Origin of the sequence: Brevibacillus sp. MER 51 (assembly GCF_023714195.1) — a bacterium.
GTDB lineage: Bacteria > Bacillota > Bacilli > Brevibacillales > Brevibacillaceae > Brevibacillus.
In genome coordinates, this window is the sequence record NZ_JAMAUS010000012.1 from 91,014 (window position 1) to 116,902 (window position 25,889).

At 49.3% G+C, this 25,889-nt stretch carries 32 protein-coding genes, 1 pseudogene and 1 riboswitch; of the genes and pseudogenes, 17 read left to right on the forward strand and 16 right to left on the reverse strand.

The window, feature by feature from the left end; translation table 11 throughout:
• Window positions 1–30: 30 nt before the first annotated feature.
• The gene (locus tag M3630_RS23080; RefSeq protein ID WP_173611291.1) at window positions 31–960 is read right to left on the reverse strand and encodes a CvfB family protein; all 930 of its coding nucleotides are present in this window, start codon (window positions 958–960) and stop codon (window positions 31–33) included.
• A 190-nt stretch (window positions 961–1,150) separates the two neighbouring features.
• Between M3630_RS23080 and M3630_RS23085 the strand changes: the two genes are divergently transcribed.
• Window positions 1,151–1,930: an undecaprenyl-diphosphate phosphatase gene (locus M3630_RS23085; protein WP_251253677.1), complete on the forward strand. Its 780-nt coding sequence runs from the start codon at window positions 1,151–1,153 to the stop codon at window positions 1,928–1,930.
• Between the two features lie 33 nt (window positions 1,931–1,963).
• Here M3630_RS23085 and M3630_RS23090 read toward each other — a convergent pair whose 3' ends face one another.
• Together M3630_RS23090 and M3630_RS23095 are read right to left on the reverse strand one after the other, a co-directional pair.
• Entirely contained in the window at window positions 1,964–2,170 is a 207-nt protein-coding gene (locus M3630_RS23090) for a hypothetical protein (protein ID WP_173611289.1), read from the reverse strand.
• A 64-nt stretch (window positions 2,171–2,234) separates the two neighbouring features.
• A complete protein-coding gene (locus M3630_RS23095; protein ID WP_251253678.1) occupies window positions 2,235–2,594 on the reverse strand; it encodes a toprim domain-containing protein in 360 nt (119 codons plus the stop codon).
• A 134-nt stretch (window positions 2,595–2,728) separates the two neighbouring features.
• Here M3630_RS23095 and M3630_RS23100 point away from each other — a divergent pair, with 134 nt between their 5' ends.
• The 9 genes from M3630_RS23100 to M3630_RS23140 all read left to right on the forward strand — a co-directional run bounded on the left by M3630_RS23100 (window position 2,729) and on the right by M3630_RS23140 (window position 11,082).
• Window positions 2,729–2,887: a hypothetical protein gene (locus tag M3630_RS23100; protein WP_173611287.1), complete on the forward strand. Its 159-nt coding sequence runs from the start codon at window positions 2,729–2,731 to the stop codon at window positions 2,885–2,887.
• 48 nt (window positions 2,888–2,935) lie between these two features.
• Window positions 2,936–3,226, forward strand: coding sequence for an ArsR/SmtB family transcription factor (locus M3630_RS23105; RefSeq protein ID WP_173611286.1), 291 nt, complete (start codon window positions 2,936–2,938; stop codon window positions 3,224–3,226).
• A gap of 77 nt (window positions 3,227–3,303) precedes the next feature.
• Window positions 3,304–4,488 carry an MFS transporter gene (locus tag M3630_RS23110; protein WP_251253679.1) on the forward strand — a complete coding sequence of 395 codons (1,185 nt, stop codon included), beginning with the start codon at window positions 3,304–3,306 and terminating at the stop codon, window positions 4,486–4,488.
• Window positions 4,489–4,568: 80 nt separating this feature from the next.
• Window positions 4,569–5,816 (forward strand): MFS transporter, encoded by a 1,248-nt coding sequence (locus tag M3630_RS23115; RefSeq protein ID WP_251253680.1) that lies wholly within the window; start codon window positions 4,569–4,571, stop codon window positions 5,814–5,816.
• 125 nt (window positions 5,817–5,941) lie between these two features.
• Complete coding sequence (locus M3630_RS23120; RefSeq protein WP_251253681.1) at window positions 5,942–7,276, forward strand: ammonium transporter; 1,335 nt, start codon at window positions 5,942–5,944, stop codon at window positions 7,274–7,276.
• A gap of 49 nt (window positions 7,277–7,325) precedes the next feature.
• Window positions 7,326–8,339: a DUF294 nucleotidyltransferase-like domain-containing protein gene (locus tag M3630_RS23125; RefSeq protein WP_353057257.1), complete on the forward strand. Its 1,014-nt coding sequence runs from the start codon at window positions 7,326–7,328 to the stop codon at window positions 8,337–8,339.
• An 11-nt stretch (window positions 8,340–8,350) separates the two neighbouring features.
• Window positions 8,351–9,058, forward strand: coding sequence for a 3'-5' exonuclease (locus M3630_RS23130; RefSeq protein WP_251253683.1), 708 nt, complete (start codon window positions 8,351–8,353; stop codon window positions 9,056–9,058).
• Window positions 9,059–9,112: 54 nt separating this feature from the next.
• Complete coding sequence (locus M3630_RS23135; RefSeq protein ID WP_251253684.1) at window positions 9,113–9,604, forward strand: GNAT family N-acetyltransferase; 492 nt, start codon at window positions 9,113–9,115, stop codon at window positions 9,602–9,604.
• A gap of 224 nt (window positions 9,605–9,828) precedes the next feature.
• A complete protein-coding gene (locus M3630_RS23140; protein ID WP_251253685.1) occupies window positions 9,829–11,082 on the forward strand; it encodes an MDR family MFS transporter in 1,254 nt (417 codons plus the stop codon).
• A gap of 68 nt (window positions 11,083–11,150) precedes the next feature.
• Here the strand turns inward: M3630_RS23140 and M3630_RS23145 are convergent, their stop codons facing one another.
• The 10 genes and pseudogenes from M3630_RS23145 to M3630_RS23185 form a co-directional block, all read right to left on the reverse strand.
• Complete coding sequence (locus M3630_RS23145) at window positions 11,151–11,714, reverse strand: hypothetical protein (RefSeq protein WP_251253686.1); 564 nt, start codon at window positions 11,712–11,714, stop codon at window positions 11,151–11,153.
• The gene (locus tag M3630_RS23150) at window positions 11,711–12,199 is read right to left on the reverse strand and encodes a YbaK/EbsC family protein (RefSeq protein ID WP_056490471.1); all 489 of its coding nucleotides are present in this window, start codon (window positions 12,197–12,199) and stop codon (window positions 11,711–11,713) included. Before M3630_RS23150 ends, M3630_RS23145 begins: the two co-directional genes overlap by 4 nt.
• A complete protein-coding gene (locus M3630_RS23155; RefSeq protein WP_251253687.1) occupies window positions 12,196–12,933 on the reverse strand; it encodes an MOSC domain-containing protein in 738 nt (245 codons plus the stop codon). The genes M3630_RS23150 and M3630_RS23155 overlap by 4 nt, the downstream gene beginning before the upstream one ends.
• Before the next feature lie 24 nt (window positions 12,934–12,957).
• The gene (locus M3630_RS23160; protein ID WP_173611276.1) at window positions 12,958–13,755 is read right to left on the reverse strand and encodes an NAD kinase; all 798 of its coding nucleotides are present in this window, start codon (window positions 13,753–13,755) and stop codon (window positions 12,958–12,960) included.
• 100 nt (window positions 13,756–13,855) lie between these two features.
• Complete coding sequence (locus M3630_RS23165; protein WP_173611275.1) at window positions 13,856–14,305, reverse strand: NUDIX domain-containing protein; 450 nt, start codon at window positions 14,303–14,305, stop codon at window positions 13,856–13,858.
• 96 nt (window positions 14,306–14,401) lie between these two features.
• Window positions 14,402–14,800, reverse strand: coding sequence for a YugN-like family protein (locus M3630_RS23170; protein ID WP_232774422.1), 399 nt, complete (start codon window positions 14,798–14,800; stop codon window positions 14,402–14,404).
• 151 nt (window positions 14,801–14,951) lie between these two features.
• Window positions 14,952–15,746, reverse strand: a complete 795-nt coding sequence (locus M3630_RS23175) for an LSm family protein (RefSeq protein ID WP_251253688.1) — start codon at window positions 15,744–15,746, stop codon at window positions 14,952–14,954.
• An 88-nt stretch (window positions 15,747–15,834) separates the two neighbouring features.
• Window positions 15,835–16,938 carry a glycine oxidase ThiO gene (gene thiO, locus M3630_RS23180; RefSeq protein ID WP_251253689.1) on the reverse strand — a complete coding sequence of 368 codons (1,104 nt, stop codon included), beginning with the start codon at window positions 16,936–16,938 and terminating at the stop codon, window positions 15,835–15,837.
• A 628-nt stretch (window positions 16,939–17,566) separates the two neighbouring features.
• Window positions 17,567–17,683: riboswitch (TPP riboswitch) on the reverse strand.
• 64 nt (window positions 17,684–17,747) lie between these two features.
• Window positions 17,748–17,993 (reverse strand): excisionase family DNA-binding protein, encoded by a 246-nt coding sequence (locus tag M3630_RS31230; protein WP_308460958.1) that lies wholly within the window; start codon window positions 17,991–17,993, stop codon window positions 17,748–17,750.
• Window positions 17,988–19,337 (reverse strand): annotated as a pseudogene (locus M3630_RS23185) (glucose-6-phosphate isomerase); the annotation flags it as partial. The gene M3630_RS31230 and the pseudogene M3630_RS23185, both read right to left, overlap by 6 nt.
• Before the next feature lie 210 nt (window positions 19,338–19,547).
• Between M3630_RS23185 and M3630_RS23190 the strand changes: the two are divergent.
• The 3 genes from M3630_RS23190 to M3630_RS23200 are packed head-to-tail and all read left to right on the forward strand — an operon-like array spanning window position 19,548 to window position 22,755.
• Window positions 19,548–20,825, forward strand: coding sequence for an efflux RND transporter periplasmic adaptor subunit (locus M3630_RS23190; RefSeq protein ID WP_251253691.1), 1,278 nt, complete (start codon window positions 19,548–19,550; stop codon window positions 20,823–20,825).
• A gap of 26 nt (window positions 20,826–20,851) precedes the next feature.
• Window positions 20,852–21,571, forward strand: a complete 720-nt coding sequence (locus M3630_RS23195) for an ABC transporter ATP-binding protein (RefSeq protein ID WP_047073491.1) — start codon at window positions 20,852–20,854, stop codon at window positions 21,569–21,571.
• Window positions 21,568–22,755, forward strand: coding sequence for an ABC transporter permease (locus M3630_RS23200; protein WP_173611269.1), 1,188 nt, complete (start codon window positions 21,568–21,570; stop codon window positions 22,753–22,755). Before M3630_RS23195 ends, M3630_RS23200 begins: the two co-directional genes overlap by 4 nt.
• Window positions 22,756–22,850: 95 nt before the next feature.
• Here M3630_RS23200 and M3630_RS23205 read toward each other — a convergent pair whose 3' ends face one another.
• The 3 genes from M3630_RS23205 to M3630_RS23215 are packed head-to-tail and all read right to left on the reverse strand — an operon-like array spanning window position 22,851 to window position 23,497.
• Window positions 22,851–23,027: a hypothetical protein gene (locus M3630_RS23205; RefSeq protein ID WP_007724726.1), complete on the reverse strand. Its 177-nt coding sequence runs from the start codon at window positions 23,025–23,027 to the stop codon at window positions 22,851–22,853.
• Between the two features lie 48 nt (window positions 23,028–23,075).
• Window positions 23,076–23,222, reverse strand: a complete 147-nt coding sequence (locus tag M3630_RS23210; protein ID WP_173611268.1) for a hypothetical protein — start codon at window positions 23,220–23,222, stop codon at window positions 23,076–23,078.
• Window positions 23,222–23,497 (reverse strand): DUF3886 domain-containing protein, encoded by a 276-nt coding sequence (locus M3630_RS23215; protein WP_173611267.1) that lies wholly within the window; start codon window positions 23,495–23,497, stop codon window positions 23,222–23,224. The genes M3630_RS23210 and M3630_RS23215 overlap by 1 nt, the downstream gene beginning before the upstream one ends.
• 96 nt (window positions 23,498–23,593) lie before the next feature.
• Here M3630_RS23215 and sspK point away from each other — a divergent pair, with 96 nt between their 5' ends.
• From sspK to M3630_RS23235, 4 genes are all read left to right on the forward strand, one after another.
• Window positions 23,594–23,725, forward strand: coding sequence for a small acid-soluble spore protein K (sspK, locus tag M3630_RS23220; RefSeq protein WP_007724732.1), 132 nt, complete (start codon window positions 23,594–23,596; stop codon window positions 23,723–23,725).
• Window positions 23,726–23,852: 127 nt separating this feature from the next.
• Window positions 23,853–24,209: a DUF3905 domain-containing protein gene (locus M3630_RS23225; protein ID WP_173611430.1), complete on the forward strand. Its 357-nt coding sequence runs from the start codon at window positions 23,853–23,855 to the stop codon at window positions 24,207–24,209.
• Between the two features lie 143 nt (window positions 24,210–24,352).
• Window positions 24,353–24,655 carry an iron-sulfur cluster biosynthesis family protein gene (locus tag M3630_RS23230; RefSeq protein WP_173611266.1) on the forward strand — a complete coding sequence of 101 codons (303 nt, stop codon included), beginning with the start codon at window positions 24,353–24,355 and terminating at the stop codon, window positions 24,653–24,655.
• 68 nt (window positions 24,656–24,723) lie between these two features.
• Window positions 24,724–25,836 (forward strand): site-2 protease family protein, encoded by a 1,113-nt coding sequence (locus tag M3630_RS23235; RefSeq protein ID WP_251253692.1) that lies wholly within the window; start codon window positions 24,724–24,726, stop codon window positions 25,834–25,836.
• Window positions 25,837–25,889 lie beyond the last annotated feature (53 nt).

The following is a 25,889-nucleotide window of genomic DNA, read 5'->3' on the forward strand; positions in this document are numbered from 1 at the left end:
GAAGCTTTTGCCCAGGAGGGTTTTCTTCATTTATTCTTCTTGTTCGCTTCGAATGATTTTGGTCCAGCCATCTACTTGCTCCACGCGGCGTTCCTTCATCAGCTTGCCGAGTGCCCGCTTGAAGCTGGATTTGCTCATTTGGAATTTTTCTCGGATGACATCTGCGTCTGTCGAATCGGTATAAGGCATCGCTCCGTCACGATTGATCATATAGCGCAGCAGCTTGTCCGCATCTTCGCCATACTGTACTTCCTTGCGCTCTTTCATAGAACCGTTCAGACGGCCATCCTCACGCACAAAGCTGACGCGGCAGCGCACAGTTTGTCCGAGGCGCAGACGCCCTACCATTTCATCACGATGAATGAAAAGGATATGCTCGTCCTCCGTCAACAGGAATGCACCTGCTTGAATCACTTTGTAGACCGTGCCTTCGACAGACTTGTTTTTCATACTCTCATCTGCCATTGCTGCGATCTTGACGATTTCGTTTTCAGTGACCGGCTTTGCCAAGAGTCTGCCGAGCTTGTCTTGCTTCAGCGCTACCAGCATTTGATCCTTGGGGCGCGGCCATTCATCGCTATGCTTCGGCAGGTCATCGATAAACAAGAGCAGATCCTTGTTAATGCCGTTGTCCAGAAATACACCCATGCGCGGAGAAATGTCCACTACTTCCAGCCAGCCGTATTCACCCATGCCGACATGAGGCATGTCCATGGTCGCAGCCAGTCGGTTTTCGTGATCATGGTACAAAAACACTTCTACCTCATCATCGATATGTAAACGCTCATGCGCTTCATTGGCATGGAGAAACACTTCATCATTGCCATCGCTTAAAAAATAGCCGATTTCCGTTTTACGCGCTACCGTCATGGTAAGCGTCATTCCTGCCGCCAAATTGCCGTTCTGAATGATTTGGGGCTCACGCTTTTCACGTTTTTCACGCTGTTGTCTTTTGTACATATGTATTTTTTCCTCGCTCTCTACCTTTGTGCACACTAAATATACCCATCCCCCGCGAGAAAATACCACAACTTTTTTCTAACAAAATAACGATGCCCAACGAAATAGGCAAGTCTTCCATTCACGAACATACATATGACAGTAAGACTGGCTTGGCCCTACTTTTTCAAGACTGGAGTGACTCTTGCCTATGCTGTTGTTGCTTGAACATATTTTTCTCGGCATTGTACAAGGCTTGACTGAATTTTTACCGATATCCAGCACGGGTCATCTCGTCCTGTTTCGCAAAGTGTTTGGCATGCAGGAGGTCGGACTTGTATTTGACACGATGCTCCATTTCGGTACGCTGATCGCTGTTGTTATCGTCTTTTGGCCACAGGTTCGTTATATTATGATGAATCCGATGAGCAAACTGACAAAGCTATTGGTCGTAGGCACCATCCCTACGGCTGTGATCGGACTCGCCTTTGAAGATTATTTTGAAGAAATCTCCCAGACGGGCATTACGATTGGGTGGGAATTTCTTGCGACAGGCGCCATCCTCTGGGCGGTGGAGTCCATGCGCCGTGGCAATCGAAAATTCGAGGAAATCAACTACACGGACGCACTCATCATCGGGACACTGCAAGGTGCTGCCATCCTGCCTGCTATTTCCCGCTCAGGACTGACAATTGCCGGTGCTCTCCTGCGAGGAATCGACCGTGCAGACGCTGCACGTTTTTCGTTTTTAATATCCTTGCCTGCGATTCTGGGTGCTTGTGTCTTGCAAACAGCCAAGCTCGTAGAAACACCGCTTGAAACAGCTTTATTGATCCCGATGCTCGTGGGCACCATGTTTGCCGGACTAGCTGGATATGTAGCTATTCGCTGGATGCTTACGATCATCAGTACAGGGTCGATGAAGGGCTTCGCTATCTACGTCTGGGTATTGGGTGGGTTCATTTTACTCATGCAGCTCTTGGGCTGGTAGTGTGAAAAAAGCCGGCTGCTTGCTCGCCGGCTTTCATCTGCTTTCTTCCTTGTCTGGATAACGGCTGGCAATTAATTTGCCTACCAATAAAATTACGCCGTAGAACGCTGTTGCCAAAAGTGAGGTAGCCAGCCACGTTGCCGTTCCCAGCACCAGATAAAGCGCAGCATGAGCAGCAAAGATACCTACCAGCCACAGCATAATGTTCATTCGATTAAAAAACGTCATCAAACTACGCAATTGCCTCGCACCTCCACCATTCCATTTACTACTGTTATAGCCGATGAAACGGTGTTTTATCCCCTTACTGCTCTCCAAGATCAGGATGAGGCACAATAACCGCAAAGCCTGCTCGCTCCAAAATTTCTGCCAGTACCGAAAGAGGCGTGTCGGCAACCTCTCTGTATATTTTCGGCGTATGCAGATGGATCGCATCAGGAAAATCTTCACCTAAATGCGTTCGCAATTTTTTCCCACTGTCATCTTCATCCGTAAATAGGTATACCTCATCTGCATCTGCTGCTTCCGTTTGGGCAAGCAATTTCTCTCCTTTTTCCAAACTGTAGGAACCGTATGTACAAAGAATCGTAACAGGCTCAGCCAGCACTCGAAGCAAGCGTTCCTTGTCTGTCTTCCCCTCCACGATCATGACACACCCTGCCATCCGCTCCCATCCTCCCTGGCGCACCATTTTTATTTAGTATACCTCAACTGCCATCTAGGAAAATGAGGATGACTACTCCCCTTCGAAACAACGCATCTTAAGGAAGCATCCATTAACAAACAGGGGGTAGTAATATGTCCAAATTCAAAAGCGCCAAAAACCTGAATCAAAAAGGATTAGCTGTAGCAGGGCTGACCAGCAGTACGGTTGCGGATGATACGCATACAGAAAACAACCAAGGATCTTCCCATCAGCATCAATACAACAACGAAAATAGGAAGAATCAAAAATAAAAAAATGAAATGGTTGCCTGAATAGAGTTTCCTTAGTAAGATAGTTTTATGAATATTGAACAACTTGAACTAACCGAAAAGCGAATCAAAATTTTTAAAGCGTTGGCAGATGAGACAAGGCTAGCCATTTTAAAAGCCTTATATCATTCCGGCAACGAGCTGAGTTGTACAGAAGTGGGCTTGACCTGCGATACTTCCAAGTCCAATGCCTCCTATCATTTCAAGACACTTCGAGAGGCAGGACTGATCAAAGTCAGAAAGGAGGGGCAAACACGGTACATGCGCATCTATAAAGAGACATTTGATCATATACTGCCTGGCTTTTTAGATACCTTGTGATTGGTATCCTTTTTTTGCTCAGTAGTTCAAAAGTTATTTAACTATAGGACTATAAAACAAAGAGGAGAGTTTTCATAATGGAGCGCCTATTTTTGATGATCTTTTTCTTCACCATGTTTTTGATTGGCACGAACACATTTATCATTAGCCCACTGCTGCCAACCTTGCGAGAGTTATATCACGTATCCACGAGCCAGGCAGCCTGGCTGATCGGAACTTATGCTCTCGGATTTGCTTTGGCCGCTTTAGTCGCTGGTCCGCTATCTGATAATCGAAATAGGAAACATGTGATGGCAGTCGGTATGCTTGGATTTGCACTTTCCACAATTGCATGTGCCTTTGCACCTAGCTTCACCGCGATGCTTTTCTTTCGCTTCCTTGCCGGGATCTGTTCTGCCTTTATCGGACCTCAAGTGTGGGCTGCCATTCCTGTTTTGTTTCCCCCTGCACGTATCGGAAAAGCAATGGGAGTTGTCATGGCTGGTCTTTCCGTTTCCCAAGTGATCGGTGTCCCTATAGGCAGTTTTCTGTCAGCTTATCATTGGTCGTTTCCTTTTTTGGCTGTAGGAATTACTTCTCTCGGAGCTTTTGTACTCATTATCCGAAAACTTCCTGATTTATTGCCACCTACCTCCATAGCCGGGTTTGGAACAAACAACGCCCGAGTGGCTATTTTTGCACGTTACAAGGATCTGTTGCGACTGCCACAAGCTTCACGCAGCTTTATCGGCTATTTCGTTTTCATGACGGGTGTCTATGCAGTCTTTTCATTCTATGGTGTATGGCTTTCCGATCAATATCAGCAATCCGTTACCGAAATTGGCTTGATCACTTTAGTTATCGGGCTTGGCAACACCGTTGGCAGCTTACTCAGCGGTTGGTTACTCGAGCGTTGGAAGAGAAGTACGATTTTGACCGTTGGGTTTCTGGGCAGCGCCCTGCTCTATCTTGTTTTGCCTTACATACCGGGAGTCGGCTTTTTGCAGGTTGTCCTCTTCTTCATGTACTGCTTTGGCGGTGTACTCGTGCCTGTCCTGATGGGTTACTTGCAATCATTGTCCGACACCTCGCGCGGTACCATATCGAGCTTGGCCAACGCTTGCATGTACATAGGGACATTCATTGCCTCTTCTTTCGCAGGCAGTTTGTATTCTAATTTTGGTTTCGCGGGGGTCAGCACCTTCGCCTCCTTTACGTTTCTTATCGCTTATTTTCTCTTTGTTTGGAGGACTGGTAAATTAAATGTAACCGCACAAGCATGAGTCCTTTACATTCCCTCTTCGCCTTGCTACGCTATGGTCAAATTCATTTTATCGAAGTCAGCAGGACGGAGAGGGTCAACGTGGATTCATCCCCATCTTTATGGAAAAATAGTTCGTTCCTCAAGCTCTGGCTTGCACAAATGACCGCAAGCATCGGAGATCATTGCTACAGCTTCGCTTTACTCTGGTATTTGCTCCAAGCAACCAAATCGGGTACGGTGTTGAGCCTGCTCGCAATCCCGGAAATGGTGGCGGGTCTCATGTTTTACCTCGTCGGCGGGGTCATGGCTGACCGGTACAGCCCACGCATGCTTATGGTGGGTGCAGATGTTGCGCGAATTCTAGTCGCGATCACGGTAGGCATCATGGTCTACATAGGTGTGGAAGAGTTTGCTTTTTTTCTGGCAGCCCAATTCTTGTTGGGGTTGTTCTCTAGTCTGTTTCAGCCAGCACGAACCGTTGCCCTCAAATCAGCGGTTCCCCAAGAGCAGCTAGGGCGAGCAAATGCCATCTTGGATACGACTTTCCGAACGATTCGGATTATTGCGCCTATGTCAATTGGACTGGTCGCTTCGATCATGCCGCTGTCTACTTTGTTTTTTGTGAACGCAGGCAGCTATTTGATTTCCGTCTTGTTCCTTTATGCCATTCGTATTTCGTTGACTGATCAACAACAAGGATCTACTACGAAAATGACACCCAGTCAGTACGCCCGGGATATTGCCTCTGGTTTACGGGAGCTTAAACAAAATCGCGCTTTGTTCTTGATTCTTCTTTTTAGCAATATGGGCTTTCTCGTCTGGCAGGTTACTTACACGGTGGGCTTTCCGTTTATGGCAGAACGCATGCAGCAAGGTAACGGAAGTACATTAGCTGTCTTGTTGGGCTTCTACGGCATCGGGAACTTGCTGGGAAGCCTGTACATGGCTCGCTCGTTCTACACCCGGTATTTATTTGTGATTTTGGTTGGATGGGTGTTTCAGGCAGTCGGATTCCTGTTGCTAACGACAGGAGGCACCGCTCACTGGATTGCTTTCCTCGGAGCAGCCGTGGCAGGGATCGGGGGACCGCTCATTGGTATCCCGACCGTGACTGCTATTCAAATCAAAGCATCCAGCAGCAGCACAGGCAAAATTTTTGCGATCAACATGCTCATGTTCACCTTCTTTTGCACATTGTCCAGCAGCCTCGGTGCCATCTGGCTGGGCAAATGGCCCGTCGAGCAGCTTTTCCTCGTCAGTGGACTATTCCTCGCTGCCATGAGCTTCACAGGCCTCCTGATTGAAAAACGAGCACCAGCCGAACAACACCAATCCTCCTCCGTTTAAGACGGAAGGATTGGTGTTTTCTCATTATTTGCAAAAAAACAATTGCAACCGATTTTTTCATGTCATATAATCTGACATAAATAAAAATAGTGTCAGGTTATATGACACAGAAAAGAGGTGGATGGATGGAACCTACTGTCGCAAGTCTCTCGTCTGCCATTGACGCCACATGGGTCATGGTCTCGGCCATTCTGGTCATTCTCATGCAGGTTGGATTCGCCCTGCTGGAAGCTGGTTCTACTCGCATGAAAAACGCTGGTCACGTCGCAGGAAAAACAGTCCTAACCTTCGGCATCTGCTCGATTGCCTTCTGGGCCTTTGGCTTTGGTCTGACGTTTGGAGACGGGAACTCTTTCATCGGACTTTCCGGATTCTTTTTTGACGGCATGCAAAAAGAAGCTTTCTCCGCTTTTTCCGCTGCAACTGTCCCTATCTCGATCCTCTTCCTCTTTCAGCTCGCTTTTGCAGCCGTTTCACTCGCGATCGCCTGGGGCGGTTTTGCTGAACGCGCCAAGCTATCCATTTATTTTATTTTCAGCGTACTGTTTACTGTCCTCATCTATCCTGTCGTCGGTCACTGGGTATGGGGCGGCGGTTGGTTGGCGCAGCTCGGGATGCAAGACTTCGCTGGTTCTACGGTTGTCCATCTCCAAGGGGCCATCGTCGCACTCGTCGCCACTATCCTTTTGAAGCCCCGTATTGGAAAATACAATCGCGACGGCAGTTCCAATCTGATTCCTGGTCACAACCAAGTCTACTCTGTCTTAGGTGTCCTGTTTCTTTGGATCGGCTGGTTCGGGTTCAACGCCGGCTCTACATTAGGCAGCACATCTGGATTTTTCGGCTATATTGCCGTCACTACCAATCTCGCTACCGCAGCGGGTGCTGTCGCCGCTCTTGCTATCTCCTGGATCGTCATGGGAAAAGCAGATATTCCAAGCATGCTCAACGGCGTCCTCGCTGCTCTCGTCGCGATTACAGCATCTTGCGCCTTTGTCGATCCGTGGGCAGCTGTCGTGATTGGTGCTGTGTCAGGTATTCTCACATTTTATACATCCATTTGGTTTGACCGCATGGGGATTGATGATCCTGTCTTCGCTTTTTCCGTGCATGGGGTGGCTGGTATATGGGGAACGTTGTCCACTGGCTTATTCGCTACCCCAGAGCTTGCTGAAAAGGTCGGCGTAGGCGGTCCTGGGCTGTTTTATGGCGGTGGCCTGCATCAGTTAGGGGTTCAGGCGTTGGGGTTGGCTGGCTCCGCGCTCTACGTCTTCGTGGTAGCCTTCATCATTTTGTATGTATTAAAAGTAACCATTGGCCTGCGAGTCACTGAAGAGGAAGAGGTGGTTGGTCTTGACCTTAGCGAACACGGGGGATACGGCTATCCCGAACTGCTCCAGCCTGAACGCGTACGACCGGCTGCAGCTACCCAAAGCAGCGCCTCTCACTCTCTCACCTGAACAAGTGGAAAAAATACGGAATGTTGACTCCTTTGACGAGCTTGCCTTATTGCGACGAGAATTGTTGGACCCTTCTGTGTTGCGTCCATTAAATCGCGCAGGGGAATTAGCCCCCTTTTCCATCGTCGTCAATCTGATTCACGACAATCTCATCCGACAAGGGGTGCTCCTCGCTGTGAACGACCTTGCCAAAAGAGGCTTGGGTACCCCTCCAGTTCCCTTTGCCTTTCTGCAATTCGGCAGTGGCGGTCGATCAGAGCAAGCACTCATCAGCGATCAAGATAACGGTCTCGTCTATCAAATGCCAAATCATCTGGGCGAACAGGAAAAAGAGAAGATACATGGCTACTTTCAATTGCTGGGGGCGACGATCGTTGCAGGCTTGGAAGTGGCTGGTTATCCTCCCTGCCAAGGGAATGTGACTTGCCTCTCACCAAAATGGCGAGGTAGCACCGAGCAATGGCTGGACCAAATAGACAGATGGGTCTCTCACCCCATATGGGAGAACGCCCGTTATTTACTGCTCGCAAGTGATGTGCGTGTCTTATGGGGGGAATCGGCCATTTTTACTCCCGTCCATGATCGTTTCCGTCAATTGCTTGCAGGGAATGTCTTCTTGCTGAATCGACTAGTGAGCAATACGTTGCATTATCGGGTGCCGCTCGGAATCTTTGGCAGAGTTTTACCTGAGGTCCATGGACGATTCCGCGGTGCCATCAATGTGAAGTATGGCATTTATTTGCCACTGGTGAATTGCGTACGGCATTTTGCCTTGGCGCATGGAATCTTTGCCAGTTCTACTTTGGAACGCTTGGATCTACTCGGTGAAAAAGGCGTCTGGAGCAAAAGCTTTTGTGACGAGGTAGCCGCATACTTCCGGCAAATTCAAGGTTTGCGACTGATCGCCCCCCTCCATTGGGAAGATGGGCAATACACAAGCAATAGCTATATCAAATTAGGGGAGCTTTCTCCTGACACCCAAGCGATGGTGCGACAGTCGATGAAGCTGGCGATCCGCCTGCAAAAAATGACCGAAAAGCTCCCCTCCGTTTTCGGGGGATAGGAGGAGATTGCGTGGCAAAATGGGACTTATTCGGTCGAATTTGGCATATGAACCGCGACGTTCCGGGTATTGCAGATGACAAACAACACATTGCCTATCTGCGCTCCATCTCCAAAGCGAATAAACCAGTCGATTCCAGTGCCGATATTCCTCTACACGATCTGAAGGTTGTTGTCGTCGATCTGGAAACGACCGGTTTTTATCCCGACCACGGAGACGCGATTATATCGATGGGAGCCGTCGCCATGAGAGGAGAGCACCTCCTCCTCGGCGATTCTTTTTATACGTTGGTCAATCCAGGACGGGCGATTCCTCCACACATCCGCTCTCTCACCGGGATTACCGATGATATGGTTGCCGATGCTCCCGAGCTAGTAGAAGCTTTGTCCCGTTTTTTTCAATTCGTTGGAGATCGTCCGCTCGTTGCCCATCACTCTCGCCATGAGCGTGAATTTTTGCGATCTGGGCTTTGGAAAACGAGCCGGCGTCCGTTTACCCATCGCATGCTGGATACGATGCTGCTCATCCGATTGTTGAGCAATCCGATTGGCAACGGCTCGCTGGACGCCCTCTGTGCGGCCCACGACATCCCGATCTCACGCAGGCATCACGCTTACTGTGACGCTGTTGCCGCTGGTACACTCTGGGCGAAGTATTTGATTAAAGCACAATCCCAAGGCTATACACACCTGCGGCAGGTTTACGAAGCCGTACGCTAGAATTAATGCGAATCGTTTAACAAGTCCTACCAACCAACTTGAGGAGAGAATATCATGCTACAGATCCGAGACGCAGTTCTGAGTGACCTGCCCGCTATGCTCGCTATTTACAACTACGCGGTGGAAAATCTGGTTGCTACCTTTGACTTGGAGCCACAGACCTTGGCCCAGCGCGAAGTGTGGTTTCACAAACACGGTGGCAGACATCCGATCATCGTCGCCGAATCCGAAGGGAAAGTGATCGGATATTGCAGTCTGTCCGTTTTCCGCGAGAAGCCCGCCTATCAAAAATCAACGGAACTGTCTATTTATATCGCCCCCGATAAAAGCGGGAAAGGTATCGGCACTGCCTTGATGAGTGCGATTCTGGAGCGCGCCAGACAACTCGAATACCATACGATCGTGAGCGGAATCGTAGGCGGCAATGACGCCAGCGTGAAGCTGCACGAGAAATTCAGTTTTACATTGGCAGGGAAGTTTCAAGAGGTGGGATTCAAGTTCGGAGAATGGCACGATGTTCATTTTTATCAATGGATGGTCAAGTAAAACATACGAAAAGCCGACACCCCTTTCCATAAGGAAGTGTCGGCTTATTTGTTTTTGTAAGAAGCGAATCCCTAAAAGTGGCACATCTTAAGCCAGGGTCTAATCCCTTAGCCCTTATGATATTAGTGTAACCGACGGATGATTATAAGTCTATATCTTTTTGAAAATTTGCACTAAAGTAGGTATACCTGGCCAGGGAATCAAAAACAGGAGGTAGCCCTGCTGTGCAATGGCTGTCATGGGATCTGAATCTAAAGACCAGATTGATCGGCGAGACCCTTTTCAACTTATTATTTTGGATGTACTTTCCCTTCCTTACCCTCCACTTTAGTGATACCTTTGGCAAAAATGTTGCCGGGTTACTCATGGCAGTACCACCGATTATGAGTATGATCGGCAATCTTTTTGGCGGCTATTTGGCTGATCGATTTGGTCGTCGATATGTCATGCTGTCAGGAGCGTTTTTGCAGGCAGGCATGTTTGTCCTGTTTGCCTTCTCCCTCTCTTCTTGGATCGATTATCTTGCGTTTATAGGAATCGGGCTTGGTAAAGCGCTATACAGCCCGGCGAGTTCTGCCATGGTCGCTGATCTCACCTCCGAAAAAAACAGACGGAGAGTCTTCGCTACCTTTGTTACAGCCATGAACATTGGCGCTGTTTTGGGACCCGCTCTGGGTGCTATCTTTTTCTTTCAATACCGCAGTGAGCTGCTGTGGACTTGTGCGCTTGTCACTTTTTTGTATTCGATTGCGATCTGGTTCAATGTGAGAGAGACACTGCCACAGTCCGTTAAAAGCTCTGTCGCCTCTATCCATTTCCCTTCCGTTATGAAGGAGCAATGGCAGAGCTATACAGTCATATTACGCGACAAAGCTTTTGCGATCTATATTTTCGCAGGCATGCTGATTACGATCGCAATCGTGCAGCTCGATCTATTTTTGGCAGTCTATGTAAAAGAATTCGTCCCAGCACAGACGCTGCTTTCGTGGAATGCCTGGTCACTCTCGCTTAGCAGTACGGAGATTTTCGGATGGATGCTGGGAATAAGCGGCCTTCTTTTTGTTCTGTGCGCTTTGCCTGTTACCAAATGGTTTGAGAACTGGAGCGACCGGAATGTCTTCCTCTTGTCCTCCCTGCTATTTGGCATGGGCATGTTTTTGGTGGGATTCACGACGAATGCCTGGCTGTTGTTCGGATGCGTGGTCGTCTTTACCGTAGGGGAAGTGATGAGAACTCCGGTTGAGCAGAGCTTCGTCAGCAAATACGCACCAGAACATGCACGCGGACAGTACATGGGTGCGGCTAACCTGCAGTACTCACTTGGCCGCTTCCTCGCTCCCGTGACCGTCATTCTTTCGGAGTGGATCATACCGATTGGCGTTTTTGGGTTTATCCTGTTCTGCTCCCTTTTGAGTGCCGTTCTTTACGTAAAGCTATTCCAAATCGTTCAGAAACGAGAGTCCTCTCCTTCCAGCTAAACGACAATAAAAAACGAAAAGTGGTTGCGCAGCCATAACCTCTGCCAACCACTTTTTCCTTTTCAGCATTATAATTTTTTGGGAGCTTCTAACTTCACGGGGTCAACCATTACTTTTATCTGTGCTGGCGTTCCTTCAATCGTTACTTTCACATCGGAAGCAACCATTTCTTTTGGCGTTTTTGCAATGTTCGTAACCGCAATGAACTGATCCAGCTCCGGAGTCCAGGCAAGTCCAGTAGCTTGGATCATCGCCTTCACTGTATGAACATCAAAAACCCCTTCATACATGATACCGTCTATTGTTTTTTGATCACCGCTCAGCATGACGCTAACCCATATCGCTTTTTCGCTTGCAGCGTTTTCTTGTTTTGGATAATAAAAGCGGTAGTAAGTCGTCTGCTGGTCTCGCTCAAGCTGAAAAGGAAGGGTATGAATTCCTTTCACAGCTAAATCTTCTTTGATTTTGTTGTAATGACTCAGGTACGTGTCTGTTGACATCTCTTTAAACGAGGAAGCAGAATGGGAGATGCTGTTTTCAATTGCAGTCGTTTGGTTAGACATTCCGAGGATGGCAAGACCAGCGACTACGACAATGGCTACTGCTGCGATGGAGACTGCAATTTTTTTCATGATGCGCTCCCTTCAGCAGAAGCCGCATCGATTTCCTTTGCCCCTGTCATTTCCAACAAAGCCTCATAAGAGACTGGCAAAAGTGATTCTGCGATACCAGCCGCCGTATAAACCACAGAAAAGCGTTTCAAGGACCGATCTACATAGACAGGCACTTCTTCCTGCAAAGCAAATGGACAAACCGCTCCGACACGGAAACCTGTCATTTTTTCTACTTCTTCCGGCGTAGCCATCTTTGGCTTTCCTTGTCCAAACGCTGCCTTCACTTGCTTGGGATGGACGCGTACATCTCCTGCTGCCACGAACAAGGCGAACTGCTCATCCACCCGAAACAAGATCGACTTTGCAATTTGGCCGATCTCGACACCTAATGCCTGTGCAGCCACTTCGGACGTAGGCAACGGCTGTTCAAACAAAATCGGCTCGATACTCGAATCATAGCGTTGTACGTAGCTGCGAACCTTTTCCAAAGGGCTAGCAATCATTCCCCGTCACTCTCCATCTCTACTAAGAAAACGTCATCGCCTTGCGATACACTGCCTGTCTTGACAACCGAAGCATAAACGCCGAAGTGATTATTGTGACGCTTGACGCATGCCTTCAATACGGCAGGAGTCATCGCCAAGGTTTCTGGATCGATATTGACATATACACAGCGCTCGCAGTGCTTGTTGACTTGCAAGGTCACATCATTGATTTTGATCTGTTTGCCCAGCCATTTGTCTTCCGCGAACGGCTCATCATCCTCCAGGACAACGACCAAATTCCCTCGAAAGCGTCGTGGATCTACCTGTTCTGCCCCAATCTGCCGCGCGATCTCTCTGAGAGATGCATCCGTGACCAGCAGAATGTGGTCTTCCCAGTTCACGCCACCTTTTTGCGGACTACTAATCATAGGCGTAATGGAGCGCTTCACCGTCTCCGCGACATGGGCAAATAAAGCATCATCCCACGTATGTACACTGCCATCCCGGGCTTCAATCCGAATCGGCGGGTACGCTTCTTTTCCTGTCCCTTCGCTCATGCTGGCATGATATCCGATAAGAGCGGGCACAACATCCGCACTGAGATACTTGCCTTGACGAGTATTGTCCCAAAAATAATAGGCACGGTCTCCATACAAGCCAAATTCATCGACTGTACTTAATGCAAGCTCTTCCCCTCGCATTCCTTTGACAGGATGACGGAAAATGGTCTGTAGTGTTCCTACTTTTTTCATTCGGTTCCCCTCCCCAACGCTTTCCTATCCGGATATAAACGAATTGCGAACCCGCCCCCAAAACGTCAGTCGCTTGTAGCGAGCGAATTTCACTTTGTCGGGTCCCACTCTACAACGAATGGAACACACATCTTTCCACACTGCCTGCTCGCGATCCAAGCCGATCATAATCTCGGGATTCATGACGATCAGCTCTACTTCATGATGCTTCGGCAATACGAGCGAGCTGTTGATCGTCCGATACGCTTGGTTATTGATCGAAGCAATCTCGGACAACTGAATCGCCTCAATGGACGGATGGACAATCGCTCCATCCACCGCCTTGTTGTAGGCTGTACTTCCTGATGGTGACGAAACGATCAAGCCGTCACCGCGAAACGTCTCCAGCTCATCGCCATTTATATAGACGCATGTCACCAAGGTAGACAAATTCGCGTTACGCAAAACCATTTCATTCAACGCCCACTTTTCGTACTGCTTTCCATCTCTTGTACTGATCCTGCATTGGACAGTCGGGTATTCCGCGATAAGAGGCTCTTCGTGTATCAAACGCTCAACGAATTCGTCCAGCTCCTCGGGACGCCAGTCCGCATAGAAGCCGAGATGTCCCGTATGAATGCCCACATAAGACGGCTCGATCCCGTATTGATGGACGGCTTCCAAAAGTGTCCCGTCTCCCCCGATGGACAACACCATATCCGGTTGCTCACCGGGTCCCTTCACAAAAGTAAACGGGCTATTTGCTGCATGCAGCTTTTCTTTTAATGCTTGTTCTACTTCTCGTGTATAATCGTCATTTCGCAGTACAGTCGCAATCTTCATGCTGGTCTGCCCTCACTTATCCTTACAAGCGGTCATGTACGCTCTGTTGTTTGTCTTCACTATACCATAGGAAAAATCGACTTGCATAAAATCCCACTTGTCACCAGCGGTCACTCTGAAAAGACTGGTTGCGAAATTGAGATAAACGCCTCTTCGTAGCTGGTGATATTTCCCGAGGAAGCTCATCCCAAGCGAAAAAGCGCATTTCCGCTACTTCTTTGTCATCCTTATGCAATTCTTGGCCAGTTGTAAGGTCGACATGATACAAGGCAATATGATCTCGTTTCCCTTCCCGCTCACTGTAAAAAAGATGGCAGAGGGTAAGTCCGTCCGCTCGTATTCCGCACTCCTCCCACAGCTCTCTGCGAGCAGCATCCCCAAACGACTCTCCTCGCTCCACTCCCCCTCCCGGCAAATACCAGCCATGGACATAAGTATGCCGGATTAACAAAACTCCCTTTTCTTTATCCGTTACAATGACACGAACACCCAAGGTGAGAGGCTTGCGGATTTTCCAATACCATTTCGCCACTGTATGGTACCAGGCCATATTTCCACCTCGCTTTTTCCATGTGCTACCATTCTTTAGCCACCTATATTTTCCCTGCCATAAACAAGAAAAAAACAGGCCTATCAACGGCCTGTCTCACGCGAGGCGATTCTCCAGCTCTTTGACAACCGCTTCTGCTTTTCGAATCCATCTCGAATCAATCTGTGCGTCCTTGTCTACCGGCTCTTGAAACTGATTCATCAAACCCGAAGCGAGCGCCTCCGTGTAGCCGATATCTTCCTCTACCCCAGTCTGGTACACATGTCGGATCACAAACGGCCGCCCGATTTCCAACCATGCATCTGGGCTATCAAGCTCGCCTTGCAATACTTTTACAGGCAAGCGCAAAAAGACCGTGTTTTTGTCATCCAGCGCCCGGTCGAAGTACCCTTGCTCATAATCCCAGTTGGATAATGTAAAATGCGGTTGAAGCGCTTCACGAAAATAACCGAATGTCGCCCGCGTGCCTGGCAAACTGCTGTTTATGTGTTGCATCGTGAATCCCTGCCTTTATTTATTTTGTGAGAAACGTCCACCGTTTTGTTCGTAGTGTGTGACAAAAGGCGAAGTTGTACTCTCACTTCTACAAAAAGCAGCAAGCCTCCTAAGCCGTGATGGCCTTGAGAGGCTTGTAAGTTCCCCACCATTAAATCAAGACAATTGTCAGGAGTGTAAAGAGCGCCAATGGAATGATTTTACGTCCGTTCCGGCATCTTTTACGTCTTCTCCCTTGAACTCTTGGCAAAACATATGGCGGTGGGGGTGGTGGTGGCGGACAAAAAAATGGCGGATACGGCGGGAATGGTGGAAATGGCGATAGATTTTGCCCGTAAGGACTTACCTGCGGATTTTGCTCGCTATACGGACTGACTTGGGGAGCGGGGCGATTACTGCTGCTATACGGGCTGACTTGGGGGGCGGGACGATTGCTGCTGCTATACGGGCTAACCCGTGAGTTGTTGGAACTGCCGAAAGGGCTGACCTGACCGTATGGATTGTACCCATCACCGTAGGGACTTACCTGCGGATAGTATGGATTGCCTCCATAAGGACTGAGATCGCCATAGGGAGGATAACCTGCATACGGATTATAGCTCACATACTGAAAGTAATAATCAGGATATTGCCCCCATCCTCCGTACGGCTGCCGATTGGCCACTTCCATTACTTGATAAGGATTGTAGCCATCATAGTTCTCATAATCATACTCATCGAAAACTTCTTCTTCCTCCGCATCCTGGTCCACAACTTCTACGTATACGTTCTGATCATCATAATCGACAATGACGCCTTCAAACACTTGCCCGTCAATCGCTTCGATGCGCACTTTTTTCTCCACGTGCTCCTTGCAGATGCTGTGCACATTTTCTCGCATATCCTTTAACAGGCTGACAAATTGAATGTCAGCCTGATACAGGTTTTTTTCAGAATCAGACTGCATGGAAACTCCTCCCCTTCTGGTGTTTCTTTATTACCATATACAAGTGCCCATGGGGAGGTTACCGGATTCTAGGCCAGACTAGCCCAATTTACAGAAAGCGGGCAGGTAAAAATGGCAAGAGGCGCTCCGTCTCCCCTTTTTCCACAAAGTCCGCCATCGATTTTGCAGAGACAGGAGAAAGCAAGATGCCATTGCGAAAATGTCCACCTGCTATCGACAGTCCTTCCCAGCCAGGAACGGGGCCCAATAGCGGCTTGCCATCTTGTGTCGCAGGTCGAAGTCCACCCCAAGCCTCCAGAAAGGAAGCGGAGTGAAGCGCAGGAACATACGGCATGGTCCCTTGCAGGATACTCGCCAAACCTGCCATTGTAACATCTCGCTGGAAGCCACTCTCATCCTCAGTCGCACCAATGACAATTTTTCCATCCTTTTTCGGGGTGATGTAGCCTGTCGTTCCGAAAATCACCGTTCGCAATGGAATGCCCACGGACGAAACGGCCGCAATCTGTCCACGAACAGGGCGAATCGGCACGGAAATACCAAGCATCTCCAGCATCATTCCAACCCACGCTCCCGAGGCAATCACGGTCTGTGCGGCACGTAGTGACCCTGAAGAGGTCTCGATCCCGATTACTTTTCCGCCTTTTACCGCAATGCCGCTCACCACGCAGCCAGATAGCAGCTTCACTCCTTGCAATTGGCAAGCAGTTGCCAAGGCGCGAAGAAGCATTCGATTGTTGATGTGTCCTTCGTACGGCGAATAGATGGCCGCTTGCACTTGATCGGTCAGAAGCGGCTCTATCTCTTTCACTTGTGCTGTATTCGAGAGCCAGTGTACAGCATGGCCCGCTTCTTTTTGCCAACGGTACTTGTCTGCAAGCTGTTGGACTTCTTCCTCATTTAACGCGACGGTCAGCAATCCCTCCAGGCTTAGCTGTACATCTCCGCCAGTCAATTCTTCCAGCTCTGCTGCCCATTCCGGGTATAGCGCGAGTGACTCCATGCCCAAATCAAGCATCGGTCCAGGTGCTGTGAATTCTTTCAATGGAGCAAGCATTCCTGCAGCAGCCGAAGACGCCTGCCCTCCCCATTCACCCTGCTCGACGAGGGTAACGCTCACCCCACGCCGCGACAGCTCGTATGCCAAGCTCAATCCGATAATTCCTCCACCCACTACCAGACAATCACTCATCTTTTTCTCTCTCCTCACCATGTTGACTAAAAACGACTTGTACGTTGCTGTTGTGGCGTGGAGGAAACAGGAGAAAACGCTCAGCTTCTAGGGCCACCCCCTGCGGGACCCTCTGCACGACTCCATGCAAAAAGCGAAACCGCGTCCAAAGTGGTCTCTTCAGGATGTGTTTCAGAGGTGGACGCTTAAGAGCGTGTTTCGCTTTTTGCATTCCATCTCGGTCGGTGTCCCTAAGATCTTCGCTTATTTCTCCTGTTTCCTCTACGAACTTTCCGTGTTTTCCGATATTATTAAGCTCTAAAAATTACGAAGAATGCCCTCAGTTACGCCAGAGAAGAATATTTCCAGACGTAGCGACTTGTGGAGACCTACCGAGCGGAGAAGGGATTCGCGGGCAACAGAAACGCAACGTGCCCGGGCTACGAAGCGGCTACCACTTTTGCGTTTCCCCGCGAATCCCTTCGGAGCGGGCAGCCCCAGCCCCCAGCAGGACGGAGCCTGGAGCCTAGACTGGAAATATTCTTCTCTCCACTACAGCCACATGTCCGCGCCATAACAAAAAGCCCACCCATTCCAATAGCAGGAAAGGGTGGGCTACATACGCATAGGTAACAATCAAGCGAAAAGCGCTGTCTGCCGGCAACCGTATCCCTGCGCCGGCATGATCCGGATCAGGTGCAATGGGTCGATGGTCGGTTGCTCCCATCCTCTCAGCCCCGCATGAAGGACTCCCCAAGTTGCTTGTTCATTATGATATTCCTTTGTAAGTATAGTCCTGTTTGCAACCATCTGACAAGCACGTCCGCTGGTTAATCCTCATCCTTCACATCGTAGCTCTCCGGAATCGGTTCATGACGCGCGGCATCCTCGAATTCCCGGAGCTTGCGAATTTCCTCCAGATGATGATTGAATTGCTCTTTGTTGATAATGTACTCATTGCCGTCATGGACTGCACGGATGCGCCCCTGCTTAATTTTTTCCATAATAAACGTCTCGGGAAGCTCCAAATAGGCGGCGGTCTCCTCAACGGTCAAATACGTCTTATTCTCGCGCAATCTAGCCTCCAGTTCCGCTTTCTGCCGCTCGTAGCCCGGTTTACCCAGCAAGGCAAACATATTGGTTTTGTACGCCTCCACCCCTGGCTGATCAAACGGATTGACGCCTAGCAAATAGCCGCTGATTCCGCATGCCTTTTCAAAAAAGTAAATCAGTCCGCCAAGATAGTAAGCTGTCGCCTCCGGTATTTCCACAAGCAGATTCGGTACGCCGCCGTCCACATGGGCCAGCACCGTTCCCTCGAAAGCCTTTTTATTGACATACCCCATTCGTTTGCCAGTCAAAAAATTCAATCCATCGACGTCAGCGGGATCCTCCTGGACAGTCAAATCCACAGCGGGCTTCGTCACAGACAGAACGGTCTCAAACAAATGCCTCATGCCGTCCTGTATGTATTGACCCAACGAATGCAAGTCCGTTGAAAACTCGGCTGAAGCCGGAAAAATTCCTTTGCCGTCCTTGCCTTCCGATTCCCCGAAGAGCTGCTTCCACCACTCCGCAAAGTAGCGAAACTGCGGTTCATAGCTGACCAACAGCTCCACCGTCTTGCCTTTTCGATAGAGTGCATTACGAATGGCCGCATACTGATAACACGGATTGTCACGCAAATCCATGACCATGTAGCGTTCGCGTGCATCCTTGGCCCCTTGCATGAGCGCATCCATGTTCGCCCCGCTTACAGCGATCGGCAACAATCCAACCGCGGTCAGGACTGAATATCGCCCACCAATATCATCTGGAATGACAAAGCACTCATATCCCTCATCATCCGCCAGCTTTTTCAGGGCTCCTCGCTGTTTATCCGTCGTAATGTAAATTCGTTTTTTGGCCTCTTCACGTCCGTATTTCTTTTCCAGCCATTCCCGAAAAAGTCGAAACGCGATAGCGGGCTCAGTCGTCGTGCCCGATTTTGAGATGACGTTGACGGACACATTTTTTCCTTCTACTACGTCCATCAGATGAGAGATATAAATCGGACTAATATTGTTGCCCACAAAATAAATCTCTGGAAAACGTCGCTTGGACTTCGGCAGCAAATTGTAGAAGCTGTGGCCTAAAATGTCAAGCACCGCTTTTGCCCCTAGATACGATCCTCCGATGCCAATCACCAGAAGCACATCTGAATCTGACTGAATCCGTGCTGACGCTTGGCGAATTCGCTCATACTCGTCCCGGTCGTATTGTTCCGGCCAATCGACCCAACCAAGATAATCCTTTCCGGGTCCAGTCCTTGAATGAAGCATTTGATGCGCAATCTCGATCGCTGGAGAAAGCTGCTCCCACTCATGCTGTTTGACAAAGGCTCGAGCGTTGGCGTAATCAAAGCGAATCGGTTTGTTCATAGCTCCCCTCCGAGGAACGTCATCTCATCTTTATCTATGATATCACGGCAATTGGCGGCAAAGAACTTCCCGATAAAACGGATCAAAATACATTTAATTATGTCCAAAATGTGAACATTCGGCATATCATGTTACCTTTTTCCAGCACTACCGTAAAACCCTTTCGAGCAATGAAATAATATGGTTCTTACCAAAGCAAGGAGAATGAACATGAAAAAACGATGGTGGATCATCGGTTCCGTCGTAGTCCTCCTGGGCATCGGGGGCGTTGCTTTTTCCATGATGGGATCGCAACAAGCTATGGGAATGCCTGTCAACATCGGCGCACCAACGAAATCGGCTTTGGAAAACAAGGTTTTGACATCAGGGCTCGTCACCGTAGAAGACAAGCTTAAACAGTACGCCAACGTCACCGGAACCTTACGGGAGTTTGTTCTCAAGGAAGGCGATAAGGTGAAAAAGGGGCAAGTGATTGCGAAAATCGACACATCCGATGTCGATAGCAAAATTCTCGAGCTGGAAGCGCAAATGGAATTGGCCAAAGCCAACCTCGCCAAGGCACAAATCGGCAACGAGCCGGAAGAAGTCGCACAAGACCAAGAACGTGTCTCCCAAGCCCAGCGCGAATACGACGCGGCAAAGCGAGAATATGATCGGATGAATCAATTATTCACTTCTGGCGCTTCTACCCAGCAAGAGCTGGACAAGGTGAAATCACAAATGGATAGCGCTCTATCTACGCTGAATGTCGCCAAGCAACAGCTCGCTCTCAAGCAAAAGGGACCACGCAAGGAAGACATTGCCGCTCAGCAAGCCCAAATCAACAAGCTGAACGTAGAAAAAGCACAGCTGAATAAAGAACGTGTCCAAAGCGTCGTTGTAGCACCTATGGATGGAACCGTCGTTGGCGTTGCAGCTGATAACGGTCAATACGTCAACAAGGGAACGGAAATCTTGACCCTTGCCAATCTGAACAATCTGTTGATTGAAGCAGATATCAACGAATCCGATGTCAACAAGCTCAAAATCGGTCAATCTGCCACGATTGAAGGCGTGACACTCGGAAAGAAAAAGCTGAATGCGGAAGTAACTCGCATCTCTCCAACCGCGACCACTACTGCCACCAAGTCGGGGCAAGGTGAAAAAACACGCGTCAAAGTCACCCTCAAGCCATCTGGAGATCTCTCTACTTTGAAACCTGGCTTCCATGTGGACATCAACATCTCCGTCGAAAAAATCGATAATGCCTTGCAAGTCCCAATCGAAGCTGTACAGCAAGATGCTGACGGCAGCACCTTTGTCTGGGTATCTGCTAATGGTGTTGCGAAAAAGCAGAAGGTCGAAACCGGTATGGAAAATGAGTTGTTCACTCACGTCAAGTCCGGACTGAACGGTGATGAGCAAGTGATTCTAGGCCCTGTCGAATCCCTGACTGAAGGAGCACCAGTCATGCCGATGAGTGGCGGCGGCGCATCAATGGGCATGTAACACGTAAAGAAGGAGGTCAGCCGACGATGCTTCATGTAGAAGGCTTGACGAAAGCATACAAGACGGGTGATACCGTACTGCCCATCTTAAAAGGTGTCTCCCTGCTGGTGGAACAAGGCGAATTCGTTGCCATCATGGGGCCATCAGGATCAGGGAAATCGACGTTCATGAACATGCTGGGCTGTCTGGATCGTCCAGATTCAGGTTCGTACATGTTAGATGGCATTGAGGTCAGCAGCCTGAAAGATACCGAGCTCGCCGTTGTTCGCAACCAAAAGATCGGCTTTGTATTCCAATCGTTTAATCTGCTCGCCCGCTCTACCTCCTTGCACAATGTAGAGCTGCCGATGATGTACGCCAATGTCAGTCGCTCAGAACGGCGCAAACGGGCTACAGAAGCACTCAAGCGAGTGGGACTGGCTGAACGTATGGATCATAAGCCAACCCAACTATCCGGTGGTCAAAAACAGCGTGTGGCGATTGCCAGAGCACTGGTCAATAAACCAGCGATCCTGCTGGCAGACGAACCAACGGGAAATCTGGACAGCCGCTCCGGGGTCGAAATCATGGCCATGTTTCAGGAGCTGCATGCGCAGGGCGTTACGATCATTCTCGTTACCCACGAATTGGATATCGCCCAGCACGCTGAGCGGATTGTGACTTTCAAGGATGGCGTGATCATTCGCGATGAAAAGGTTACGGAGCGGATATTCTCCAAGCCGTCTGACGAGGTGATTGTCACATGAATTTTATGGAAAGCTTTAACACCGCCGTGGAGGGTATTTGGGCGAACAAAATGCGCTCGATCTTGACCATGCTCGGGATCATCATCGGGATTACCTCCGTCATTGTCGTCACGGCACTCGGTGAAGGTGGACAGAAAGCCATCAATGAAGAGATGGAAAAGTTCGGGCAAAACACGTTTAGCGTCTTCATCAATTGGGAGACAAAAGAAGAGATAGCCGCAGAAGATATGACCGTGGAAGATACAGAGGTGCTCGGCAGGATTAGTCCTGCCATCGAATACATCGTGCCTTCCAACTCCAGTACGATTGATTTGAAGGGTCCGAAAAAAGAAGAGCGCGTCAACCTCACTGCCTCCACTGCTGATTATTTTTCGATGCAATCAACCTTGAAGGTGGCAAAAGGGCGACTTTTCAACGAGGTAGATGACAAAGAGCAACGCGCTGTCATCGTTCTTGAGGAACCTCTTGCTCAAAAGCTGTTCGGTCAAATGAGCCCGATTGGTCAGCGAGTTCGCTGGGGCAATCAATCTCTCGTCGTAATCGGGACGTATACGGAAGAGAAGTTCAAGTTTGACATGGCAACGAGCTATGGAGCGATTATTCCCATCCGTTACGAAATGAGCCTGCAGGAAGAGCCTTCTGTTCAAATGATCATGGGAAAAGCGATCGACAAAGCCTCTGTCGACCCAGCCATGCAGCAGGTCAAACAGTATTTAGGCCGCAAGCATCAAAAGGAAGACCATTACAGGGTTCGCAGCATGCAAGAATCGATGGATCAGTTTAATCAAATGACGGGCACCTTAACGCTGATCTTCAGTATCATCGCAGGAATCTCCCTGGTGGTTGGCGGTGTCGGCGTTATGAACATCATGCTCGTATCCGTGACAGAGCGTACTCGCGAAATCGGGATTCGCAAAGCCTTAGGGGCACGCCGACGAGATATTTTGATTCAGTTTTTGATTGAATCGGTCATCGTCTGCTTGATCGGTGGGTTGATCGGGGTGTTGTTCGGCCTTGGTATCGCATCGATCATTGCCTATTTTGCACAGTTGCCGCCGCTAATGTCCTGGAACAGCGTATTTATCGCATTCGGCTTCTCCAGTGCCATCGGTATTTTCTTCGGCCTCTATCCGGCCAACAAGGCAGCCAAGCTCGATCCAATCGAAGCACTGCGATACGAATAATGAAAAATGGCTAGCCATTTTTTCTTTCCTTAAATGGGCGTGTAGCCTTTTCGAAAAAACAAGCACCTGTAAGCTCTCTGGCTACAGGTGCTTGTTTATGTTGGCAACGTATCTGTTACCAGCTTCAAAAGAAAAAAAAGCGCAATCCCCACGCTCGCGACTGTCCACCAGAGCGGCTTGCTGTCAGCCTTCTCTGCCTTGTAGATCCCGATTAACTTCCAGGTCCCTACTGCCACACACAAGAGGCTAAACAGGAGCAGGATTGTCCCCATGACCTCCCTCCCCTCACTCCTAGCTATATGGGAATGAGAGAGAAAAAATCACTTCTTCGAGTCCTTTTTGCCCAATCGGCCCAGGACCATCCGGCCCCGCTCCTTGATCGACTCGTCCTTGATATCTTGTTGCCGCTTCTTCATCAAACCGTTTTTGGAAGTATCCGGTCGGTCCGTTTGCCGTCCATCCCGCATTAGCTGTACTTGCCTCCGCTTTTTTTCTCGTAATCGTCCAAAAGCTCAGCAAAGCTCTTGTTGCGCTCGCGTTCTTCCTGCTCCCGGCGCTTTTGTTCGGCTGCTTCCTTTTCTTTGCGCTCGCCTTCTGTCTTCATGTCTTTTTCAAGCTGCTTGAGTGCTCCGAGCGCATCTGCATTCAGCATATCTTTCAAACTGTTCAATCCGCTTTTCGCGTCTGCCGTAGTTGTTGTCACTGCTTGACGCTGTTGTGGTTTTCGTTGTTTTTTCGCCATTGAATTGCCACCCTTTCCCTATCCTCATTCTGTCCTCATTCTCTGGCCCCATCCGGGTCATACTATCTTCATCTTTCACAAAGAGGAGGACATCACATGGTTCGCAACAAAGAAAAAGATTTTGGAAAAACCGCTGAAATTCGAGGACCCAAAGCCCAATCCGAGGCTGTCCGCTCTGACGGCTCCATTAATAGTGAACCACAAGAAAGGCTAAAAGAAAACCGCTAACAAGAAAACCGCCGGGCAGCCATTATGCTCGGCGATTTTTACTGGACGGCAGGCGCAAGCTCCCATCCGAAACCGAATAAGGGGTCAGTGACTGATGCATGCTATGGGATAAAAGGAGGTCCAGATGATGGATAACGAGAAGCAGAAGAACGATCAGACGAAGGATATTTCCCTCGATGGGACGCTGCCGCATCAAATCAGTGCTCCTGACTTCAAAAACTCGTCCCGTACGATTCAAAAGCCATTCGTCAATGAGTTCGGAGTCGTCATCGGTGACAGCTTGTACGAGTCCAAGGAATCTCCCTTACACAACTGGAGCACAGAAACCGATCCCTCCGTCATGGCAGGGGACCGGTGGGTACATCCGACCAATGACATTGGCTGGAACTCGATAGAAAACCGTGAGCTCCTTGAGGATCAAGAAGAACCAGATAGAGCGCGCTTTATGCACCCTACCCTCGACGTGAGCAAAGGCAAGGACTAATACCAGCTTTTTCATGCAAGCCCGTTCGGCAGAGGTACATCTGACCGGACGGGTGTTTTTGGATTGCACCTGCACCTTGAGCCTCGGGACACTACTCTGACTTGTGTTACAATGGAAGTCAAGTAGCAGAAAGGAGCTAGTCCATGAGTATCACACTTGCGATAGAACCAGCGTTTTCCCTTGCCTATCAACGTTATGCCGGCTTTGTTCCGGGAGATACGCTTCGATTATATGTACGAACAAGCGGCCCCGGGACCGGCGGCATGTTTTATGCGATTGAAAAAGATGAGACCCTCACCGATGATGCTGTGTTTGAAGTAGAGGGATTGCGATTTGTCATTCGTCCGACTGATTTCTGGTACTTCGACGGGGGACATCTGAGCTACAATCCGCTCCATGGCGAGTACGGCTTTTACTTCACCAACCCTCGTCTGGATGGCAACTAGAAAAGAAACTTCTCTCTCTTTGATTCGTAAGAAGGAATATCTGCCTATATCTTCTGGGAGGAAAAACGATGAAAAAAAGCCGTTCAGTCCTTTTGGCGATCGGTGCTTTCTTACTTGCCAATTTAAAATGGATACTTGGCATACTGAAGTTTTCGAAATTCGGAACCACCATTATATCCATGGGGATTACCTTGTGGGCGTATGCCGTTTTCTACGGATGGAAATTCGCCGTGGCTCTCGTCTATCTGATCTTCGTCCACGAAATGGGCCATGTGATTGCCGCCAAGCGAAAAGGAATCGCGACTTCACCCGCTGTCTTCATTCCTTTTGCCGGAGCCTTCATTGCCATGAAAGAAATGCCGCGCGATGCAAAAACGGAGGCGTACTTAGCCTACGGCGGACCCTTGGCGGGGATGATTGCTTTCTTGCCTGCCCTCCCGCTGTATTGGTATACGCAGGACCCTTTCTGGGGCTTGGTTATCTACTTGGGCGCCATGCTCAATTTATTTAACCTGCTGCCCATCTCCCCGCTGGATGGCGGCCGCATCGTTTCGGTATTGTCGACGAAGATTTGGTTTATCGGGTTAGCCGGGCTTGGCGTTATGCTATTCGCCAACCCAGGACCGATTACTGTGTTCATTTTCATCATCGGCTTGATTACGTGGTACAACCGCCTACGTGGTAGCTATCAACAAAAGCTCCTGCAATACGAGCGCGAAAGGATTGCAGACTTCCAGCAAAGCATAGCCAAATGGCCCGCTCTGGAATCGACATGGGATATTCGCACGCAAATGAATGCCGAGGTCAATGCGATCAATCAGGAAGATTTGAAGAAATTCTATGTTCCATTTTTGCAGGACAAAAAACGCCTTCAGCGCGACTTCAAGCGACTCGATAAAGTGTATGTGAACAGAAAATGGGAACTGTTCAGACTGTGGGAACGAGAGCCTGTTCTGTATTACGATTCGGACCCGAACCGACCGATCCCATCGGATGCGCTCCGTGATGGAGAACGTACGGCGCAAGAGAGGCTGGCTGAACTGGATGAGCAAATGCACCAGCTCACTACGTACTACGACGCACCTGCCTCTACGAAGTGGAAAGTGTTGGCTGCCTATCTCGGTTTAGCTGCTGCTTTGTCAGCGTTTTTCGTGTACGCCCAACAAATACTGCACAGGTAACCGCTTGCACTTTGCGTTGCTTGACAAAAATGGATGCCCATCTGCGGCGTTCT